This window comes from Legionella wadsworthii DSM 21896 = ATCC 33877 (assembly GCF_000701265.1).
GTDB classification, from domain to species: Bacteria; Pseudomonadota; Gammaproteobacteria; order Legionellales; family Legionellaceae; genus Legionella; species Legionella wadsworthii.
In genome coordinates this window covers 434,977-454,095 of record NZ_KL370760.1, presented here as the reverse complement: position 1 = coordinate 454,095, position 19,119 = coordinate 434,977, and the positions used below count along the sequence as shown (strand labels likewise).

The window sequence follows — 19,119 nt, the reverse complement described above, 5'->3', positions numbered from 1 at the left end:
AATCGCTATCTTTTATTATTTTTACACATACGACTATGTTCGTTTATCTTGATGGTTTGCTTCTAGGCTTGTCTTTAATCATTGCTTTGGGACCACAAAATGTTTTTTTAATCAAACAGGGGGCACAGAAAAATCATGCAGTGCTGTCTGCAGTGATATGCTTTGTCTGTGATCTTATTTTAATTTGTTCCAGCATCGCAGGTTTACATGAGTTATTACTCGTGCGTCCGGTTCTGCAAGTATGGATGTTACTGCTAGGTACGGGCTTTTTGCTTTTTTATTCTGCAAAGGCATTATCTAATGCGCTTTCTAAGCCAGCTGAGTCAAAAGAAAATATAACTCAACCACGTAATCGAACGCAAATCATTCTTCTCGCTTTAGGTTTTAGTATACTCAATCCACATGCCATTATTGATTCATTAGTCATTATTGGCGGTGGCAGCAGCGGCTATCCCCATCAGGAGCACATTTTTTTGATGGGCGTGCTTACCTCAAGTTTTGTTTGGTTCAGTTCTTTGACTTTTACTGCAACATATTTTGCCGATATATTAACAAGGACGTCCATATGGAAAGGAGTTGAGTTTGTTAGTGGTTTGCTGATGGCATTTATTGGAATAAAACTCGGAAAGGATTGTTTAAGCTTAATTTCTGAAATGATAGGGAGAGCGATGTAGAGAAAGGGCCAATCAGTGTGTCGCCAATTGACCCAGTGGAATGACACATAGCAAGTCCAACCTCGCAATACGAATATCTCATAATCATTATTCGATGTCAATTAGCGGGTTAACCGCAGGAAAACTTTCATTGTTGTTCTAATCCACTTCAGTTAAACTCAAGGATTTATTCATATAGAGCAATGCATGTTTTACGGCGATACCATTCAAGAGACAAGACAAATGTATTTTTCCAGTTGGTTGAAATACCAACAAAAACAACTTCTGTCGCCATTAGAAAATGAAATTGTCCAAGTGATATTAGCCCATCCTGAGTATCATAAAATATTTGAAAACCAGGATAAGTTTCAACAGCAGTCCTATTTTCCCGAATCAGGAGAACAGAACCCATTTTTACATATGGGTCTCCATCTGGCGATTAGAGAACAAGTTATGACTGATCGGCCTGTCGGCATTCATGCGATTTATCAAAGTTTAATCAAAAAATACGCTGATTCATTAATGGTAGAACATTTAATGATGGAGCAATTGGCAGAGTGCTTATGGCTTTCCCAAAAAAATAATAGACCTCCTGATGAACTCCAATATTTGCAAGCCTTGGGGAATCTTTAAACTTTACAATAGCGAAAGTCCAAATGATTACCCCTATGCCTTCAAAAGTGGATGAGTTGTTTCTTGTGCAACTGGACCATCCTGTAGATTGGGTTGGTATTCCAGAATGTCTCCAGGCTGGCACTTAAGATAAGCACAAATGGCTTCGAGCGTGGCAAAGCGTATGGCTTTTGCTTTTCCATTTTTTAAAATTGACAAATTCGCTTCGGTAATACCGATAGCCTCTGCCAATTCCTTAAGTCTGCATTTGCGCTTTGCCATCATCACATCAAGATTTACGATAATAGACACAGGTCATTCCTTAAATTATCAGTTGCGCTTCTGATTTAAGTTGATGCGCCTCTTGAACAATCCAGGAAGCAACCAAAATAATAAAAGCCGTTATTAAAGTAGATAAATTAGCCGATTTTAAGGTAAGGCTCGCAATACGTTCCCCTTTTGGATTATTAAAAGTAAGCGCTGCGGTCATCAGCGGCTGGTAGAACAATTGCACCAATTCGCCAAAAATCATACAAATGCCAATTTTCTTTATTAATTTGATATTCTCCTGTTCAAATAAATCCCCCCTTTCAAAAAGATGGAAAAGATGGGCTAGATTGCGGCAAATCAAAAGAGTGATGGTTAAGGGCAACCACTCTATAGCCAATATGATTCCTTTATGAATCCAAGAAAACTGGTGTGAATCATGTATTTGATCGACAGATATGAAAGAAGACCAGGCACCTATGGAACACATCCAATCGAATTTAAATAAGATTAGAAGTGACGTAGTGATGGGAATAAACCAAAAAAGAAAACAAAATAATAAGTAAAGAATATGACTCGTGTTCTTAATTTTGTTCACAATATGATCTCTCCATTATTAATTTATCACTGCATTATAATAATATTTTATTGTTTTACAATAATTTTTTTCCGTTATTTCGAATGATTGTTATAAAGAACCGAAATTAAGCTTTTTTCTTTAATTTCGCCAAAAAGGTGAAATTCGCCGACCAATTGCTCTCTTAAGAAACTCTTAATATTTATATTGTACAATTAGATCATTAAATATTCATGAGAGTTAAAATGCAATCAAAATCAAATGTAAATCCTCCTTCTAAAGAGCAGTGTTGCGTATCCTATGCACCATTTACCAAAGCTTGTTGTTTGGTTTTGGATGAACATGGAACTCTATTGGCTTTTGGTGGAAAACAATCCGGGAATGAACCTTTTCTAACTCCTTCTGCAGATGGCGAGAATTTTTCCCATGCTTACGCTGCTTATAAGGGTAGAACTACGGATAACAAGCCTGTGCAAGTCATCCTTGCACAACCTATGCAGGATGGAGTGGCAACAAATCACTTCGGACTTGATTTATATGCCAGATTGAAACAAATGGCGCAATTCCTTGAGCAATTCGAAATCAAAATAGATCCCAAGGCTCGAGATTTTTTACTTTACACAGGAGAATGCAAAGGGGATATCACGGCTGATGCATTATACGACAAGATAGGAGATTCTTTAGAAGGATGCGCCCTCATGTTCAATACCAAAGGAACAAAAACTGACTGTTTTAAAAAAATATCAAGCCAGGGTGAAGCTATCCCAGTTTTTGATACCTATATTCCAAAATCAAATTTTATTTTACATCCTGAATATGATCGCCATCTCAAAATGGTGAGTCCTGGGGTTAGCAATGAAAAGAAAAGAAAGCTCGAAGAGAATAATAATAATAATTCGAGTACAGATAACCACTTTTCCTTTTACAAGAAAGAAGTAAAGCGTACGAGAGAAGAGGAAGAAGTAAACGAAGCATCAAAGGAAAATCACCCCAAGAACTAAGTTAATTCTTTTAATTGAAACGAATCTTATTCTAAATAATGAAGCATGAAACCAATTTTGTGCTTCATATGTCCTATCACTTTGAAAAATTGGTACTGAGCTCACAAAATTCTCATCCGCTGTCTTGTATAATCCATCCAAAGACTGTGTATCTATAATAAAATAAGTTAATATGGTGGACTAAATAATTAATCCTGCTCCCCTATGGCTGATCAATATAAAAAAACAGACTTTGGCTTCTCCACCGTATCCTGGGATGAGAAAGAAAAAAAGGTTGCTGAAGTTTTTCATTCTGTAGCTAAAAATTATGATGTGATGAATGATTTAATGTCTTTGGGTATTCACCACCTATGGAAGCGTTACACGGTAGAACTAAGTCATGTACGTCCTGGACAATTTGTTCTGGATCTTGCTGGAGGTAGTGGAGACTTAACACGGCTGCTTTGTAAAAAAGTAGGAGTTACCGGCCTTGTTGTCCTGGCCGATATTAATTCGGCCATGCTCAATGTCGGCCGGAACCGTTTGCTTGATGAAGGTTTATACCAAAATATTGATTACGTCCAAGGGAATGCCCAATGCCTGCCTTTTGCTGACAATACCTTTCATTGCATTACCATGGGATTTGGATTAAGGAATGTAACCGATAAGGACGAAGCACTGCGTTCAATGTATCGTGTTTGCAAACCCGGTGGAAAAATCATGATTCTTGAATTCTCAACGCCTACTTTTCCGGGTTTAAAACCTATATATGACTGGTATTCGTTTAATATTTTACCTAAAATAGGAGAGTTCATTGCGCAAGATAAAGCCAGTTATCAATATCTTGCTGAATCCATACGCATGCATCCAAACCAAATAAAATTGAAGGAAATGATTGAGCATGCGGGTTTTGAAGATTGTCATTATGATAATTTAAGTGGCGGCATCGTTGCCCTACACATTGCCTATAAATATTGAGCGCACCATGTTAAAAAAATATTCTTTAAAAGCTCTGCAAATAGCCATCAATCAAGCTGCCAAGCTGGATGAAAACATGCCGGCCAAATTGAGGACCCTTGATAATAAATCATTGGAAATGATTATCAGTCCTCTAAACGTTAATTTTTTTATTCTATTTAAGGACGGTGAGATAATCCTTCTTGATCGTTTCGATAGAGAAGCAGATACCGTCATTCATAGCAATCCGTTAGGTTTAATCCGGCTCAGTTTATTACCTGCATCCAAAGCGCGATCTTTATTTAATGATAAAATTCGGATGAAGGGAGATATTGAATTAGGGCAACAAGTAAAAAAACTTTTTGATGAAATGGATATTGATTGGGAAGGCCATCTTGCTCACTTTACGGGAGATGTCGTGGCGCATCAAATTGGCTCTTTCGTACGAAAGGGAATGGCCTTCAAGAAAAAATTTGATGAATCCATGCGTCAAAATATATCGGAATACCTGAATGAAGAATTGCGCGTGCTACCTACAAAATACGAGCTGGAAGATTTTTTCGCTGAAGTCGATGAGTTATCCTTAAGTGTTGAGCGCCTGCAGGCCCATATCAATCAGTTGCTAAATCATTATGAAATCCATTAAAAAACTCGTTCGCCTGATTCATATCAATTATATTCTGGCTAAGAATGGGCTTGATAATGTCGTCGTATCATTACGCTTATTTGCCCCCCTGCGCTTTATCATATATTTAAATCCATGGAACTGGTTCCGTAAAGAACAGTTAACCCATGGCGAAGCGCTTCGCAAATCCTTGGAGGCACTGGGTCCGATTTTTATTAAATTTGGCCAAGCACTCTCAACACGCCCGGATATTCTGCCCTTGGATATCGCTCTAGAGTTGAGCAAATTACAAGATAATGTTCCTCCTTTTTCAAGTGAACTTGCAATGGCGATAATAGAAAAAGCCTACGGGATGTCGCCTTATGAAGTTTTTGCAGAATTTGATTCTATTCCTCTAGCATCCGCCTCTATGGCGCAAGTTCATGCAGCTACTTTGAAAACCGGCGAAGAAGTTATTGTCAAAGTGCTTCGGCCTAAAATGCGACGGATCATTGAGCAGGATCTAAGTATTATGCATACGATTGCAAAATGGGCAGATAGGTATTGGCCTGAGATAAGACGCTTAAAGCCTAAAGAAATTGTTACTGAATTTGAGCATACTTTAATTGACGAACTCGATTTAATGAGAGAGGCAGCAAATGCCGCTCAATTAAGGCGCAATTTTGAACATTCGCCGATTCTGTATATACCAGAAATTTATTGGGATTATTCACGCACGAATGTCATGGTTCTGGAACGAATTCATGGTATACCTGTTGCGGACATACCCAGCCTGAAGTCACACGGGGTAGATATAAAAAAATTGGCCGAACGTGGTGTTGAGATTTTCTTTACGCAAGTATTCCGTGATTGTTTCTTTCATGCAGACATGCATCCGGGGAATATTTTTGTTTCTTATAAAAATCCAAAGGAGCCTCAGTATATTTGTATCGACTTTGGCATCATGGGCACCTTAAATGATAATGACAAGCGGTATTTAGCTGAAAATCTTCTGGCTTTTTTTAACCGGGATTATCGACGTGTCGCTGAGTTACATGTCGAATCAGGTTGGGTTGCCCGAAATACCCGTGTCGACGAATTTGAAAGTAGCATTCGAACTGTGTGTGAACCAATTTTCGAAAGACCTTTAAAAGACATCTCCTTCGCACAAGTCGTCCTGAGGCTTTTCCAGGTAGCTCGTCGTTTTGATATGGTAGTGCAGCCGCAATTGGTTTTATTACAAAAAACCTTACTCGCTGTAGAGGGGTTGGGAAGGCAACTTTATCCAGACCTGGATTTGTGGGCTACCGCCAAGCCTTTCCTTGAAAAATGGGTCAGAGATCAAATAGGTCCCAAGGCGTTCTTTGCACAACTGAAAAAAAACCTGCCCTTTTTTGCAGAACAATTACCCCATATGCCTAAATTGCTGTTCGAATATCTCGAACTTAAAAAAGAAGAATTAATAACAAAAAAAGAGCTGGCAAATGAACTGTCAGAAAATGAAAAACCTGCAATCCAATGGAATAGTGTGGCCATAGGTGCAGGACTAACTTTTCTATTAGTCAGCGTGCTGGATTATTTAGATTTAATTCATGACAAACAAATTGCTGCTCTTGCTTTGACTGGAGCTGTCTTAACGGGTTTGTTTGTACTTTTTAACCGTAATGCGAGGAACTAACATGGGATTAAGTGGTATCAGCCCTCTGTCTTTATTATTAATTTTGGTGATTATTATTGCTCTTTTTGGTACTTCTAAATTAAAAACAATAGGCACTGATCTGGGAGAAGCGATTAGGAATTTCCGTAAAGCATTAAATGAAGCTCCAACCAGCGAACAGTCCAAAGAAGATAGTAAATCATCATGAGCAGTGGAGAGCTTCTGGTTATTTTTATGGTTGCCTTTGTTGTATTTGGACCAAAGAAACTACCAATGCTGGCAATCCATCTCGGCATGCTGGTAAGAAAATTAAACCAGCTTAAAGCTCAGGCCTATTTATTATGGCAGCAACAATTGAATGCATGGCAGTTGCAGGAAAATCAACGTCAGGCGAAAGAGGCTGATGAACAATATAAAAAAGATCAGGTATCTTAATCAGAATTATTATCTTTCGTGTCGATTCATTAAAATGCAGTAATAATCTAGACACCGCGGACAAGCCGCGGTGCGTCGGCAGGGGTAATGCAAAAAGAGTTTACTTCCAGCATGCCCGACTTTTTTGAATTCATTCTCCCAACGTCTGCGACTTTGTTCATTCCTTCAACGTTCCGCGACTGGTTCATTCTTTCAACGTTCCGCGACTTGTTCATTCTTTCAACGTTCCGCGACTTGTTCATTCCTTCAACGTTCCGCGACTTGTTCATTCCTTCAACGTTCCGCGACTTGTACATTCTTTCAACGTTCCGTGACATATTCATTCCTTCAACGTTCCGTGACATATTCATTCCTTCAACGTTCCGTGACATATTCATTCCTTCAACGTTCCGCAACTTGTTCATTCTTTCAACGTTCCGCGACTTGTTCATTCTTTCAACGTTCCGCGACTGGTTCATTCTTTCAACGTTCCGCGACTGGTTCATTCTTTCAACGTTCCGCGACTGGTTCATTCCTTCAACGTTCCGCGACTTGTACATTCTTTCAACGTTCCGCGCCTGGTTCATTCTTTCCACGTTCCGCGACTTGTTCGCGGAATCTATAATCAAGTAAATCTAGAATACTACCGATGAGCGGTGGCAGCAGACAAAGTGCTGTTCGAATGAGCAGTTAGTTCATTCAAAATAATAATTTTTATTTAAATCATGCCACAGCTGTTCTGCAACAGGGCCCCGAGCAGGTTTTTGTAATCGTATTGCTTCCAAATTAACCAGTCTTTTATCAAAATGATTTCCTTGCAAATAGCATAATCGACCGTCTGCCAATTCTTGCGAAATCAGATACAAAGGAAGTCTCCCCCAGCCAAGACCTGCAACAATAATGTCTTTTTTAGCCATCACGTCACGGACCGTCCATCGGTGCCCATGTTCAATTACTCCAAAGGAGTAATCAGACTGCGAGGAGTCACGTAGAATTACTTGCATGCATTCCGAAAGTGTATCCAAGTCTTCTAATTGATTTTTGTAAAGCTGAATGAAATCTGGAGATGCGACCGCTACAAGAAATTCAGAGCGAAGAGGAATCACTTCTACTGCTTGTTTGGTGATTAAATTCTCACTGATGATCAAATCTGCCTGATTTCTCAATAAACGTTCGCAAGCTCCTCCAAGTGATTCAGACAAAAAATGAAATTGTGTGCTTGGAAAACTGAGAATCCAGTGGCGCAACAAATTTTTCAAACTGGATAAAGGGAAAAAAACGTCGATTGCAATGGTAATATCACTTTCTGCCTCTGTTTGGAGTTGCCCTGCAAATTGGCCTATGTTCTTCCAATGACCTATTAATGACTGAGCTCTATGATAGAGTTTTTCTCCTTCCTTTGTGAGCGTAGGTCGATATTGACTTCGATCAAATAACATTAAATTGAGTTGCTCCTCAAGCTTTTTTATTGAGGAGGTAATCGCAGGCTGGCTTTTAAATAAAACCCGGGTTGCCGCATTAAAACCGCCACTTTGCACAACCACGACAAAGACGCGAAGTGCGTCAAAATCTATTTCCATAATTTAATATTATTAAGTTAATTCAAACTTAATATTATCAATTTATATTCTTTTTACATAATCTATTTTTTCGAAAGATGAAGTAGTTTTTGTAGGTTGAGCCATCGCTTCACTAAGGCGCAATAATGTAAGTCATTAGGCGCGGCCTGTTTGGTGATGGCAGGGTAATACAAAACAAACTGGAGACAAGAATGTCAATAGCTACTGAGCAAGATACAACATCTGCTTTATTAGAAATATTATTCCATCATAGAAGATTAAATGAATTCTCTGAAAAAACGTGCCGTGGTATTTTATGCAGTGAATGTATCCGACACCCACGGCATCAGATTCAACAAGCGGTGAAGGAGCAACGAATACTTACTTTAATCCTCCCTGCTTTCCCAGCAAAATCTGCGAATCGGCAAAAAACCATATCCGAAAATCCTGACCTAGGTGAAATTATAGGCTTGACCAATCTCAATGAACTCTGTCAAACCATGCAGAAAGTTTATCCTGTAGGTGTTAAATTAATTATTTGTTCCGATGGTCGTGTCTTTAATGATTTGGTTTTAGTCAGTGACGCCCATGTGGATGTCTATCAAAAAGGAATTCACCGGATTATCCAAGATTATCAATTATCCCATTTGTCTACTTTCTCGCTGGACAATGTTTATCCAACTCACAATTTCACCATGATGCGGGAATTATTAATGTCTGAATTTGCACAACCTTTAGATTCATTAAAGAAGAGCTTATCTCTGGATCCAAGCGCCCTTTACCAATTCAATGGGATTCATCGATTCATCATAGAAGATCAATTCGCCTTGAAACCCGGACAAACCAAAAACCAAATACGGCAAGAAGCCAAAAAAACCACTTATGAAGTGATTCGTCGCTCTAATGCTTGGTCACAATTACTGAGATGCTATTTTCCTCAATCTGTGCGTTTATCCATACACCCTCAAGCCTGTGGATCTGAAAAAATGGGCATCCATTTTTTACCCGTATCCAATCGCTGGAGTACTCCCTGGCATAATGTGTTAGTCAAAAACGGCCATAGATGGCATCTCGTAAAAAGACAAGAAGCAGAACAAATGGGGGCACGTTTTAATGAGGATCACTACGTTTTGGAGGCGAGTTAATGAATCACACAATTCAATTTAAGCCTTATACCATTCAAGCGGATGGTATATCTGGCTTGACCAGTAAGCCATTAAAAATGATCTTACGACTGGTGACGCAATACAAAATCGTCCTTTTAAGAGGCTTTAAATCATTGGATCGCGATAATTTACTCAATTATTGCCAAAGCCAGGCGCAATTGCTTTCCTGGGATTTTGGCCCAGTAATGGAGATGAAAGTAGATGAAAAACCAAAAAACTATTTATTTACTGAAGGAGATGTCCCCTTGCATTGGGATGGCGCTTTTTATCAAGAACCACGTTTCTTACTATTTCATTGTCTGCAGGCACCCAATATAGGAAATGGCGGGGAAACGGTTTTTGTAAACACTGAGTTTGTCTGGCAAAATGCAACTGACGACCAGAAAAAAGAATGGCTTCAATACAATCTCAGTTTTCAAACTGAAAAAGTGGCTCATTACGGTGGTTCGATCACTCGGAAACTCGTCGATGTCCATCCAGATACAAATCAAACCATTATGCGCTTTGCAGAACCCGTAGGAGAGGATTATTTAAATCCTGTACTCGTTAAAGTCAGCGGTAAAAGTGAGGATGAATCCCATAATATTTTATCTTCTATAAGTCAACAAATGCGTATGAAAGAAAACTTATACCAACATGAATGGCAGCAAGGAGATTTCTTGCTTGCTGATAACTTTTCACTCTTGCATGGCCGAAATTCTTTCCAACAATATAGTCCAAGACATTTAAGAAGGATCCAAATATTATGAAACCCTATACCTTAATGCAGCTGAAACAAACGACTACACCGGAACAATTCAGTCATCACTTACGTGAAATGGGTGACATATTTTGGTGGGAAGCAGGTCATTTTTTTGTGGTTACCTCTTATTCATTAGCCAAGCAGGTACTCACCAGTGAAGATTTCAGTTGTGATCGCTCCCCTTTTTTTATCTCCCGGATGCCGGAAATGAATTTAAACCTTATTACTGATTTTTTTAAAGTAGTAAGTCTAATGATGGTGATGAGTGATGCACCAGAACATACCGATCGCAGACGTATTTGTTACCATGGCTTTAGCCATCAAACTCTAGAGCAATTAAAGCCCTTGATTCAGCAAACCGTATCCAATTGTCTTTTGGAATTTTCGGGAAGTAAACATTTTGATTTTGTTAGCCAAATGGCACAAACCATTCCTTCAGTAACCCTGGCAGAATTATTTGCCATTCCTCATAGCGAACGTATGGACTTTTATCATTGGTCTAATAATATGACTCAATTTTTTGGCGGTTCCACCAGCTATAAAGATGAGGATGGAATAAAAGTAAATCATAGTGCCAAGCAGCTATATCATTACTTCTCTGATTTGATTGTTTCTCGCCGTCAAAAAGCAGGTCATGATTTTTTAAGTATTTTGCTAGAACATCAATCTCATTTTGGACTTAGCGATGATGAAATTATTTCTCAGGCAATTATGATGCTGGTGGCTGGGCAAGTTACAACCACAGACCAACTCTGTAATAATTTATTTATTTTACTCTCTGAGCAAGGGCTTTGGTCCCGGTTAAGAAATAATCTTGATTCACTTGATGTGTATATAGAAGAATGCAATCGTCTTGATCCCGCAGTCACATTTATATTCCGGGTTACTAAAAATGAAACGAAACTTGGCAATCAACTCATCGAAAAAGGGAAAGTGATTTTTATATCAACTCATGCAATGAATCGGGATCCAGATTTTTTCACCCATCCAGATACCATTACGATCACCGAAAAGCAAAACCAGCATTTCAGTTATGGTTACGGCAGCCATTTTTGCCTCGGCGCAAAATTGGCCAGAATTGAAATGCACAGTATCTTCAAAGCCTTGATAACCCACTTCCCTAGGTTATGCCTTGATAAAAATAAACCTCCTCAAAGAAAACACCATAGTTTGTCATTTTCGGGATTTGAACATATGTATTTAAAGCCATATTAATTTGTGAATTTTGGATTTTTTGTATGATCCACGCATCACCATCGAATTCATCTCCTCAGCCAAGCTGGTAAAATTTGCAGGGATAGATTCCCGCCTTCGCGGGAATGACACATTGATTTAGTCTGTCATTTCCGTGCAGAGAAGAATCCCTTCAAACAGAGTTAAAGATCTTGTTCTTCCCGCGCAGGCGGGAATCCATCTCATCAACAAAGTGAGTCATTACTTGGTAGAACCTAAGATAATAAAATTAAAGAAACCAGGGTTATGCCATGCAACCTATAATTGTCTCGTTTTTTTCTGTGTTTTCATCTAGACTCAAGTTTTAATCAGGTTTTAGGGATAGACTCTTGAATCACTCCAAAGGACTGGCGAAGGATGCTGCACTAAAATTCATTATCCTCACCGGCATGGTAAGCCTCTTTGCTGACATGACCTATGAAGGATCTCGCAGTATTATTGGACCTTATTTGGCTTTACTTGGCGCTAATGCCGCTATTGTGGGCTTTGTCTCTGGTTTGGGAGAGTTATTAGGTTATGCACTACGCATAATCTCCGGATATCTCGCTGATCGTACTCGTAAGTATTGGACTATAACTCTGTTTGGTTATACCTGCAATTTATTAGCTGTTCCATTATTAGCTGTAGCAGAAGATTGGTGGGTTGCAGCCGTTCTTATTGTAACCGAGCGAATAGGTAAAGGGATTCGTACACCGGCGCGCGATGCCATGCTTGCCCATGCCGGTCATCAAAGAGGATTAGGCTGGGCTTTTGGATTACATGAGGCAATGGATCAAACAGGTGCTATGCTGGGTCCATTAATTATCGCACTCGCTCTTTATTTCAAGTTAGGATATCAATATTGTTTCGCATTGCTTTTACTACCTGCAATAGGTGCGCTAAGTACTTTATTGATTGCATGTCGGCTTTTTCCACGTCCCCAGGAATTAGAAGTTCACCATGATACACTTGAAGTGTCCGATATAAATAAAAACTCAGCTTTTTGGATATATTTATCGGGAGCATCCCTGATTGCTGCTGGTTACGCAGATTTTCCTTTGATGGCTTATCATTTTCAAAAAACAGCCTTGTTGTCTCCGCTTTGGATTCCCATATCCTATGCCATAGCTAAGGGAATCAATATTATTAGCGCACCGCTCCTTGGATATTTCTATGATCGTTCTGGATTCATTATTTTAGTAATCATTTCTTTACTAACCTGTTTTTTTGCGCCATTCGTCTTTTTTGGCAACGCCAATCTGGCATTAATCGGTATCGTTTTATGGGGTATTGGTGTATGTGCCCATGAATCGCTGATGCGGGCCATTATTGCTGGTATCACCCCTAAAACACACCGAGCATCCGCTTATGGAATTTTCAATACAGGATTTGGTATTTTTTGGTTTTTGGGTAGTGCTTTAATGGGTGTACTCTATGATATTTCCATTCATGTTTTAGTTGTTTTTTCTATTGTAATACAATTATTGGCAGTTCCACTTCTGCTGATGGTTATGAAAAAAATAAAATAATTTTAATCATTATTTTTGTTCCGCCAGTTTCTTAAGCGGCTCCTCTTCTAACCGAAATTGCAACAAATCGGTACGTGGATGTGCTCCTAAAAATTCATAAAATTTAATAGCGGCTTTATCCCAGGTAAAGGCATGCCCTTCCATCCGGCAACATTCTTTTTCTAATGCGAGATAAGCCAAATTCGCTAATAATTTAGTTCCTAAACCATAATTACGGTAAAGTTCATCTACAAATAACTCTTCTACGTACAGAATAGGAGCCCCTGAAGCGGCAGAATAGGAAAAAAAATAAATGGAGAAGCCAGCAGGCTCTTTCTCATATTCGGCCAGTAAGACTTTGAAGTACTTATCTCGACCAAAACCGTGCCCTTTAATTTTTTCGAAAGTCAAAAGATTTTCTTCAGGTTTTTTTCCCGCATATTCAGCCATTTTATTTAATAAATAAAAGATTTTGTCTGTATCTTTTTTATTAGCAATTCGTAAAGTAAATTCCATTTTAGGCCTCGCAACAACTTAAATTAATCAAACCGCTTGACTGGTTGGTGACAATAAGGTGCTTTTTGATGCTTGTTATAATAATCCTGATGGTATTCTTCTGCTGGCCAAAATGTTTTCACTGGAAGAAGAAGGGTCGCAACTTGGTATCCTTTTTTCTTGAGCATTTGAATTAAAGTCTCTGCTTCTTCTAATTGTTCCTGATTATAATAAAAAACAGCACTCTGGTATTGAGGACCTATATCAGGCCCTTGTCCGGATTTTTGAGTGGGATCATGGATTTCGAAAAAGCGTTTTAAAATTTGGTGATAATCCGTTTTATCTTTATCATAAATCACACGTACTGCTTCATAATGACCTGTATTTCCTTGACACACTTGATCATAACTGGGATCAGAAACGACCCCACCGGTATACCCTGCTTCGACGCGAAGTACTCCCGGAACTTGCTTTAAATAATGATCAACACCCCAGAAACCCCCCCCTGCCATTATTGCCTCTTCAGTATCTAATACTGTACTGTCGGCAACAAAATCAATGGACGCTGAGTTAACACAATGGCGTAAATTTTTTTGGGTGAAATACTCACCCGTAAAGACATGGCCCAAATGGGCACTACAACGAAGACAAAGAATTTCGGTACGCCGGCCATCACTATCCGGGATTTGTTTCACTGCATGGACAATATTATCATCAAAACTTGGCCAGCCGCATCCTGAGCTAAATTGGCTTGATCCGCGAAATAAAGCGAACCCACATCGTCTACATAAATAAGTTCCTTCCTGTTTTATAGAATTGTATACTCCAGTGTGAGGGTATTCGGTGGCTTTATCACAGATTACCCTCTTTGCCAGAGGAGTTAGACTCGCTGTTTTATCAAGATAATCGCTCATACGCTTTACCTTTTCTGTCCTTGACAAATTTTATCTGCTAAATAACCGATAGCTCCTGCGTAATAAATTGAATTGTTGTAGTGAAGGATCATTTTATAATTTGGGAAAGTTAGGAAGGTGGGTCCGCCTAATGGTTGAACAATGCTGGCTTGCATATTTTGATAAGGTAATGCTTCACCACTTTCAGTACGCACGCCCATTGAATTCCATTCACCTACCGGTTTCACAATATTTTTGCCGGTCATTGCCATATCAAACTTGCGCGGCAATTTAACTTGAATTGCCCAAGGCTCTCCGGTCTGCCAGCCATTTTGTTTCATATAATTTGCAATGGAAGCAAAAACATCCGGCTTGCTTCTCCATATATCTTTTCGGCCATCACCATCATAATCTACGGCATATTTAATCCAACTTGAAGGTAAAAATTGGGGTTGCCCTGAAGCACCTGCCCATTCCCCTTTGAAGTCAGCGAGATCGACGTGGCCTTCATTTAATATCTTTAAGGCGATAAACAATTCTTTACGAAAGAATTCCTTGCGGTTGGAATCATATGCCAAAGTAGCCAAAGCTTTCACTACAGGAAAATTGCCCATATAAGTCCCATAGCTTGTTTCCATTCCCCAAAAAGAAACGATGAAGCAGGGATTCACACCATATTGTTTGGCAACCGCTTCTAACACTGCCTGGTTCTTTTTGAATTCCTTACGACCTATTGCAATTCTGTAATTGTCTACCCGAGTGTTTCGATATTTAATGAACGTAAGCCGATGTTCCGGTTGTGAACGCAACAGACCTTTAATTTGATGGCTTGGTTCATGAATATTGGCAAATGCCTCATCAAAAACTTCAGGTGATATGCCTTGTTGTAATGCCTCTGCTCGAATCCCTGCAACCCATTCATTCCAATTTTGTTGTGCGAAGGCAACATGATTTACCAGAACGTATGCGATTATCGCAAGTCCCCATTTTTTCATAGCCCTTCCCCCTGATTTTTAGTACTTTGCCATCTTAATATTTAAAGATAGACCATTTTAGAAAACAAAAACCCTGGCGTGCAATGAAAACCGGTTAATTTAAATACCAGGATTCTCACTGCAGCCACTTCGGCTACGACACAGCTTGACAAAGAGAAGGAATGATCCAATGAGTATCAAAGCGCTTCCATAAAGGTCGTTAAATCTGCCTTTTCATCTTGAGTTAGCTGCAACTGCAATACAAGGTTAAAAAACTCTACTGTATCTGCCAAAGTTAATAATCGCCCATCATGTAAGTAAGGTGGAGAGTCTTTAATTCCTCTTAAAGGAAATGTTTTGATGGGTCCATCACCCACTGCTTTCATACCATGAATGAGTTGCGGTTGATAGAAACGTTCCGTTTGTAAATTATGCATGGTATTGTCAGTATAATATGGAGGCGTATGACAACTTGAGCATTTGGCTTTACCGAAAAATAATTCCTGGCCTCGTAGCTCTGCTGGATTCGCTTTGGCAGGATCCAGCTTGCCTTCCCAAGTTAATTTAGGCGCTGGAGGAAAGTCAAGAATTTCTTGCAATTCGGACATAAATTGAACCTGGCTGCCACGCTCCAAAACGTTGACTCCCTTTTTCGTTGCAATGACAGGATCACCATCAAAATAAGCGGCCCTTTGCTCAAATTCGGTAAAATCCTCGACCGTTTTCAATGCGCGTTGAGATCCGAATAATCTTTGAATATTGACGCCGCGTAAAGTGGGCGTGGTAATGCGATGGCGAAATTCCTGAGGTCTTATATCTCCCACCAAGTGCGTCGCCTTATTGGTATGGCCGTTGGCATGGCAGTCAAAACAGGCAACCCCACGGCTGGGTTTTACTGTGCGTCTATCATCAGTTTGGTTAAATTGTTGTTGTGGAAATGGGGTCACCAGCAAGCGTAAACCTTCCAATTGTTTTGGATTCAATATTCCATTAAATAATTCAAAATAATTTTCAATGGTAACCAGTTTTCCTTGAGAAACATCTCCAAGATCCGGACGTGTGGTCAGATAAATCGGTGCTGGGAAAGGCGGTAAAAAATGATCTGGAATGTCATAGTCCAAATCAAAACGCGTTAAATCTCTTCCCTCTTGCCTCTTAATTTCATTAATCGCAAATTTGGGAAATAGCATTCCCCCTTCTGGATGGTTTGGATGCGGTAAAGGTAAAAAACCCTGTGGAAATAGACCCTGTTTTTTTATGTCATCAGGATTCATTTTGGATAATTGCTCCCAGGTCACTCCTGTAGGAAGCTTCACACGAACCCCCTCCTGGACCGGTTTTCCATTAGTCATTGTTGCTGTTTTAGAAGGCTTATTACTTAAATCATATCGCTGTTTTAAGAGCTCTAGTTGTTTTTCGTTTATTTCTTGTTTTGCACTACTCATGCGTTGCAAAACGCTGTCAAAGGTTTCATTAATTACTACAGGCATATAACTGGACGGAATGGATTTATTGACCGTAGCATTTTGTAATGTATTGGTAGGTGAATCTGCAAAGGCAACAGAAAAGCACCCGTAAATTAAAGTCGTAACCCCTATAAATTTTTTAAGCATTTTCAAGTCCATTTAGATGATAAAATGAATTTTTTTCATCATAAGGTACTTATAGAGGCAGTGCAATAGAATAATTTTTGACTTCTTGAACAGGATTGTGGGGACCAAGTGAAATCTGCTACTTATAATCGAATGAGCATCAGCATCATTCCTGCGCAGGCGGTAATCTATCCCTGCAATTTCCCATGCTTTGCTGATGAAATAGATTTCCAATTGTGTGCAGAAGATAATAAATTTAAAAGCGTTGAAACAAGAATTCCAATTTTCTATCGAGTGAGTGAACTCTCTATTCTTATTCACTTCGCAGAGAGACCACAGGTTCTAATTTAGCTGCACGAAGTGCAGGGTAAAAGCCGAAGAATATGCCCGTAGCAGCTGAGACCAAAAATCCTGCTACAGGGGGGAGGAGATAAATGGAAAATTCCCAATCACTGAAATAAGCCAATATACGTGTAAAAATCAATCCTAAAATAACCCCAAGTATGCCTCCTAATAATGAAAGCATTACCGACTCCACCAGAAACAGGGCTTGTATTTCACTGTTTTTTGCGCCAACCGCTTTACGGATACCGATTTCTTTTTTCCGCTCACTTACAGAGACTAACATCACATTCATGACGCCGATTCCGCCTACTAAAAGGGAAATACCGCCAATGACAGCAAGCAGTAAGGTGAAAATTTGCCCCTGATTTTCCATACTCGCAATAATTTGCTTGGCACTCCGAGAAAAAACACTAAGCTTGGGAGCCATTGAGCCAATGATTTGCTTTATTTCTTCTATCACTTCATCTATAGGGCTATCGGGTTTCAATTCTAAAACCACATTATTTATTTTGGCATCTTTACTTATCAGGCCAATGCCGCCCAATGGCACGATGGCGGCCTGATTAATGTCCTCATTGAAAAAACCGTTTTCCTTCCATTTTTTAGCAACGCCAATTATTGTATATAAAGATTGGCCAATCCGTAATTGTTTCCCTATGGGATCATCATAACTGATCTCCCGGATCTGGCGGGCCAAACCTGCCCCAATCACACAATAATGCTCATAAGATTCGACAAAGGATACAAAATGCCCGGCAGCCAATTTGATGTGGACAATCTCCGGTAGGTGTTCATTAGCCCCGATGATGACCCCTTGCATCATTTTTCCCTGAAAACTCAGAGGTTGATAGGCGGTACTATAAGGTGCCATGTTCACAATAGATGGGATCCGTTCAGACAACTGCTCCCATTGTTCAATTGAGATTGATTCCATACTCGACGAAGATTTGTCTGTATTTTTTGGGAAAACAGAAATCGCCAGTAAATCGGTACCTAATGCTTTAAATTGTGCTAATGCTTTCTCGGTTGCCAATTGACCGCAACTAATTAAAGCAACCACTGCCGCCGTACCCACTAAAATTCCTAACACAGCCAAGAAAGATCTCAATTTAGCAGCTGTCAAATTGACTAATGCTTGTTGACAATGTCCGCTCAGTTTCATAATCCCGTCTCCGACATCACCACACCATCAACTAGAATTATTTTTCTTTTGCATAAGGCAGCTATTTGTTCATCGTGAGTAATCATAATGATGCTTCGCCCTTGGCCATTCAAACTTAAAAATAAATTCATGACTTCATTACCAGTACGAGAATCCAGTGCACCTGTGGGTTCATCGGCCAAAATGACTTGAGGCTCGGTCACGAGAGCTCGGGCAATAGCAACACGCTGTTGTTGTCCGCCAGATAATTGTGTGGGGCGATGGTGCGCATATTGTTGCATGCCGACGCGGTCAAGCGCTTCAAGAACGCGCTCTTTCATTTCAGCAGATCCTACGCCCCGGTAAATGAGCGGCAGAGCCACATTTTGCATGGCATTAAATCTTGGTAATAAATTGAATTGTTGAAAAACAAAACCGATATGCTGGTTTCGCAATTCTGCAGCCTCGTCATCGCTTAAAGCTGCTACATTACGTTTTTGAAGCCAATAAGTTCCTTTATCGGCTTTATCTAATAATCCCAGGATATTCATTAAAGTAGATTTACCAGAACCAGACGCTCCCACAATAGCAAGTAAATCACCTTCAAAAACAGTGAGAGATATTTCTTTTAAGATCGTCGTACTAATTCCCTCAAGATGATAAGATTTAACAATATCTTTTAGAACCATTAGCGGCTGAGGGGTCTTCTTACCAACAGTGAGACTGGGTTCTACTTTTTGCGAATCTTCATTTTCGATCCCTATTTTTTGT

At 39.6% G+C, this 19,119-nt stretch carries 22 protein-coding genes; 13 read left to right on the top strand and 9 right to left on the bottom strand.

Annotated elements, in window-relative coordinates:
• The first annotated feature begins 35 nt into the window (after window positions 1-35).
• The gene (locus BU07_RS0113705; RefSeq protein ID WP_031566945.1) at window positions 36-674 is read left to right on the top strand and encodes a LysE/ArgO family amino acid transporter; all 639 of its coding nucleotides are present in this window, start codon (window positions 36-38) and stop codon (window positions 672-674) included.
• A gap of 186 nt (window positions 675-860) precedes the next feature.
• Window positions 861-1,286, top strand: a complete 426-nt coding sequence (locus BU07_RS0113700; RefSeq protein ID WP_031566943.1) for a DUF1841 family protein — start codon at window positions 861-863, stop codon at window positions 1,284-1,286.
• 33 nt (window positions 1,287-1,319) lie between these two features.
• Here the strand turns inward: BU07_RS0113700 and BU07_RS0113695 are convergent, their stop codons facing one another.
• Both BU07_RS0113695 and BU07_RS0113690 read right to left on the bottom strand, forming a co-directional pair.
• Window positions 1,320-1,577 carry a helix-turn-helix domain-containing protein gene (locus tag BU07_RS0113695; RefSeq protein ID WP_031566940.1) on the bottom strand — a complete coding sequence of 86 codons (258 nt, stop codon included), beginning with the start codon at window positions 1,575-1,577 and terminating at the stop codon, window positions 1,320-1,322.
• A 10-nt stretch (window positions 1,578-1,587) separates the two neighbouring features.
• On the bottom strand, window positions 1,588-2,130 hold the full coding sequence (locus tag BU07_RS0113690; RefSeq protein ID WP_031566938.1) for a DUF2975 domain-containing protein: 543 nt from the start codon (window positions 2,128-2,130) through the stop codon (window positions 1,588-1,590).
• Window positions 2,131-2,354: 224 nt separating this feature from the next.
• On the opposite strand from BU07_RS0113690, the gene BU07_RS0113685 reads away from it, so the two are divergent.
• The 7 genes from BU07_RS0113685 (at window position 2,355) to BU07_RS17750 (ending at window position 7,354) form a co-directional block, all read left to right on the top strand.
• Window positions 2,355-3,110: a hypothetical protein gene (locus tag BU07_RS0113685; protein WP_031566937.1), complete on the top strand. Its 756-nt coding sequence runs from the start codon at window positions 2,355-2,357 to the stop codon at window positions 3,108-3,110.
• Between the two features lie 204 nt (window positions 3,111-3,314).
• Window positions 3,315-4,067: a bifunctional demethylmenaquinone methyltransferase/2-methoxy-6-polyprenyl-1,4-benzoquinol methylase UbiE gene (ubiE, locus tag BU07_RS0113680; protein WP_031566935.1), complete on the top strand. Its 753-nt coding sequence runs from the start codon at window positions 3,315-3,317 to the stop codon at window positions 4,065-4,067.
• Window positions 4,068-4,074: 7 nt separating this feature from the next.
• Window positions 4,075-4,692, top strand: a complete 618-nt coding sequence (locus tag BU07_RS0113675; protein WP_031566933.1) for a ubiquinone biosynthesis accessory factor UbiJ — start codon at window positions 4,075-4,077, stop codon at window positions 4,690-4,692.
• On the top strand, window positions 4,679-6,328 hold the full coding sequence (gene ubiB, locus BU07_RS0113670; protein WP_031566932.1) for a ubiquinone biosynthesis regulatory protein kinase UbiB: 1,650 nt from the start codon (window positions 4,679-4,681) through the stop codon (window positions 6,326-6,328). The genes BU07_RS0113675 and ubiB overlap by 14 nt, the downstream gene beginning before the upstream one ends.
• Before the next feature lies 1 nt (window position 6,329).
• Window positions 6,330-6,515, top strand: a complete 186-nt coding sequence (gene tatA, locus BU07_RS0113665) for a twin-arginine translocase TatA/TatE family subunit (protein WP_031566930.1) — start codon at window positions 6,330-6,332, stop codon at window positions 6,513-6,515.
• Window positions 6,512-6,742, top strand: a complete 231-nt coding sequence (locus BU07_RS0113660) for a Sec-independent protein translocase subunit TatA/TatB (RefSeq protein WP_031566928.1) — start codon at window positions 6,512-6,514, stop codon at window positions 6,740-6,742. Before tatA ends, BU07_RS0113660 begins: the two co-directional genes overlap by 4 nt.
• 87 nt (window positions 6,743-6,829) lie before the next feature.
• On the top strand, window positions 6,830-7,354 hold the full coding sequence (locus tag BU07_RS17750) for a hypothetical protein (RefSeq protein ID WP_244913832.1): 525 nt from the start codon (window positions 6,830-6,832) through the stop codon (window positions 7,352-7,354).
• Between the two features lie 62 nt (window positions 7,355-7,416).
• On the opposite strand, the gene BU07_RS0113650 is transcribed toward BU07_RS17750, so the two are convergent.
• The gene (locus BU07_RS0113650) at window positions 7,417-8,301 is read right to left on the bottom strand and encodes a LysR family transcriptional regulator (RefSeq protein ID WP_031566925.1); all 885 of its coding nucleotides are present in this window, start codon (window positions 8,299-8,301) and stop codon (window positions 7,417-7,419) included.
• A 191-nt stretch (window positions 8,302-8,492) separates the two neighbouring features.
• On the opposite strand from BU07_RS0113650, the gene BU07_RS0113645 reads away from it, so the two are divergent.
• The 4 genes from BU07_RS0113645 to BU07_RS0113630 all read left to right on the top strand — a co-directional run bounded on the left by BU07_RS0113645 (window position 8,493) and on the right by BU07_RS0113630 (window position 12,929).
• The gene (locus BU07_RS0113645; RefSeq protein WP_031566924.1) at window positions 8,493-9,425 is read left to right on the top strand and encodes an isocyanide synthase family protein; all 933 of its coding nucleotides are present in this window, start codon (window positions 8,493-8,495) and stop codon (window positions 9,423-9,425) included.
• A complete protein-coding gene (locus tag BU07_RS0113640; RefSeq protein ID WP_031566922.1) occupies window positions 9,425-10,195 on the top strand; it encodes a TauD/TfdA dioxygenase family protein in 771 nt (256 codons plus the stop codon). The genes BU07_RS0113645 and BU07_RS0113640 overlap by 1 nt, the downstream gene beginning before the upstream one ends.
• Complete coding sequence (locus tag BU07_RS0113635; RefSeq protein WP_031566920.1) at window positions 10,192-11,403, top strand: cytochrome P450; 1,212 nt, start codon at window positions 10,192-10,194, stop codon at window positions 11,401-11,403. Before BU07_RS0113640 ends, BU07_RS0113635 begins: the two co-directional genes overlap by 4 nt.
• Before the next feature lie 347 nt (window positions 11,404-11,750).
• Window positions 11,751-12,929: an MFS transporter gene (locus BU07_RS0113630; RefSeq protein ID WP_031566918.1), complete on the top strand. Its 1,179-nt coding sequence runs from the start codon at window positions 11,751-11,753 to the stop codon at window positions 12,927-12,929.
• Window positions 12,930-12,938: 9 nt separating this feature from the next.
• Here the strand turns inward: BU07_RS0113630 and BU07_RS0113625 are convergent, their stop codons facing one another.
• The 6 genes from BU07_RS0113625 to BU07_RS0113600 form a co-directional block, all read right to left on the bottom strand.
• Entirely contained in the window at window positions 12,939-13,424 is a 486-nt protein-coding gene (locus tag BU07_RS0113625; RefSeq protein ID WP_031566915.1) for a GNAT family N-acetyltransferase, read from the bottom strand.
• Window positions 13,425-13,447: 23 nt separating this feature from the next.
• Entirely contained in the window at window positions 13,448-14,317 is an 870-nt protein-coding gene (locus BU07_RS0113620) for a bifunctional methionine sulfoxide reductase B/A protein (RefSeq protein ID WP_031566914.1), read from the bottom strand.
• A 5-nt stretch (window positions 14,318-14,322) separates the two neighbouring features.
• On the bottom strand, window positions 14,323-15,291 hold the full coding sequence (locus BU07_RS0113615) for a lytic murein transglycosylase (protein WP_031566912.1): 969 nt from the start codon (window positions 15,289-15,291) through the stop codon (window positions 14,323-14,325).
• A gap of 176 nt (window positions 15,292-15,467) precedes the next feature.
• Window positions 15,468-16,883: a cytochrome b6 gene (locus tag BU07_RS0113610; protein WP_031566910.1), complete on the bottom strand. Its 1,416-nt coding sequence runs from the start codon at window positions 16,881-16,883 to the stop codon at window positions 15,468-15,470.
• 292 nt (window positions 16,884-17,175) lie between these two features.
• Window positions 17,176-18,369: an ABC transporter permease gene (locus tag BU07_RS0113605; RefSeq protein WP_031566907.1), complete on the bottom strand. Its 1,194-nt coding sequence runs from the start codon at window positions 18,367-18,369 to the stop codon at window positions 17,176-17,178.
• Window positions 18,366-19,037 carry an ABC transporter ATP-binding protein gene (locus BU07_RS0113600; protein WP_031566905.1) on the bottom strand — a complete coding sequence of 224 codons (672 nt, stop codon included), beginning with the start codon at window positions 19,035-19,037 and terminating at the stop codon, window positions 18,366-18,368. Before BU07_RS0113600 ends, BU07_RS0113605 begins: the two co-directional genes overlap by 4 nt.
• Between the last annotated feature and the right edge of the window lie 82 nt (window positions 19,038-19,119).

What these genes read in the sequence shown, in the direction of transcription:
- BU07_RS0113705 (WP_031566945.1), top strand. Translation starts at nt 36, where the DNA reads ATGTTCGTTTATCTTGATGGTTTGCTTCTAGGCTTGTCTTTAATCATT.
- BU07_RS0113700 (WP_031566943.1), top strand. Translation starts at nt 861, where the DNA reads ATGTTTTACGGCGATACCATTCAAGAGACAAGACAAATGTATTTTTCC.
- BU07_RS0113685 (WP_031566937.1), top strand. Translation starts at nt 2,355, where the DNA reads ATGCAATCAAAATCAAATGTAAATCCTCCTTCTAAAGAGCAGTGTTGC.
- ubiE (WP_031566935.1), top strand. Translation starts at nt 3,315, where the DNA reads ATGGCTGATCAATATAAAAAAACAGACTTTGGCTTCTCCACCGTATCC.
- BU07_RS0113675 (WP_031566933.1), top strand. Translation starts at nt 4,075, where the DNA reads ATGTTAAAAAAATATTCTTTAAAAGCTCTGCAAATAGCCATCAATCAA.
- ubiB (WP_031566932.1), top strand. Translation starts at nt 4,679, where the DNA reads ATGAAATCCATTAAAAAACTCGTTCGCCTGATTCATATCAATTATATT.
- tatA (WP_031566930.1), top strand. Translation starts at nt 6,330, where the DNA reads ATGGGATTAAGTGGTATCAGCCCTCTGTCTTTATTATTAATTTTGGTG.
- BU07_RS0113660 (WP_031566928.1), top strand. Translation starts at nt 6,512, where the DNA reads ATGAGCAGTGGAGAGCTTCTGGTTATTTTTATGGTTGCCTTTGTTGTA.
- BU07_RS17750 (WP_244913832.1), top strand. Translation starts at nt 6,830, where the DNA reads ATGCAAAAAGAGTTTACTTCCAGCATGCCCGACTTTTTTGAATTCATT.
- BU07_RS0113650 (WP_031566925.1), bottom strand. Translation starts at nt 8,301, where the DNA reads ATGGAAATAGATTTTGACGCACTTCGCGTCTTTGTCGTGGTTGTGCAA.
- BU07_RS0113645 (WP_031566924.1), top strand. Translation starts at nt 8,493, where the DNA reads ATGTCAATAGCTACTGAGCAAGATACAACATCTGCTTTATTAGAAATA.
- BU07_RS0113640 (WP_031566922.1), top strand. Translation starts at nt 9,425, where the DNA reads ATGAATCACACAATTCAATTTAAGCCTTATACCATTCAAGCGGATGGT.
- BU07_RS0113635 (WP_031566920.1), top strand. Translation starts at nt 10,192, where the DNA reads ATGAAACCCTATACCTTAATGCAGCTGAAACAAACGACTACACCGGAA.
- BU07_RS0113625 (WP_031566915.1), bottom strand. Translation starts at nt 13,424, where the DNA reads ATGGAATTTACTTTACGAATTGCTAATAAAAAAGATACAGACAAAATC.
- BU07_RS0113620 (WP_031566914.1), bottom strand. Translation starts at nt 14,317, where the DNA reads ATGAGCGATTATCTTGATAAAACAGCGAGTCTAACTCCTCTGGCAAAG.
- BU07_RS0113615 (WP_031566912.1), bottom strand. Translation starts at nt 15,291, where the DNA reads ATGAAAAAATGGGGACTTGCGATAATCGCATACGTTCTGGTAAATCAT.
- BU07_RS0113610 (WP_031566910.1), bottom strand. Translation starts at nt 16,883, where the DNA reads ATGCTTAAAAAATTTATAGGGGTTACGACTTTAATTTACGGGTGCTTT.
- BU07_RS0113605 (WP_031566907.1), bottom strand. Translation starts at nt 18,369, where the DNA reads ATGAAACTGAGCGGACATTGTCAACAAGCATTAGTCAATTTGACAGCT.
- BU07_RS0113600 (WP_031566905.1), bottom strand. Translation starts at nt 19,037, where the DNA reads ATGGTTCTAAAAGATATTGTTAAATCTTATCATCTTGAGGGAATTAGT.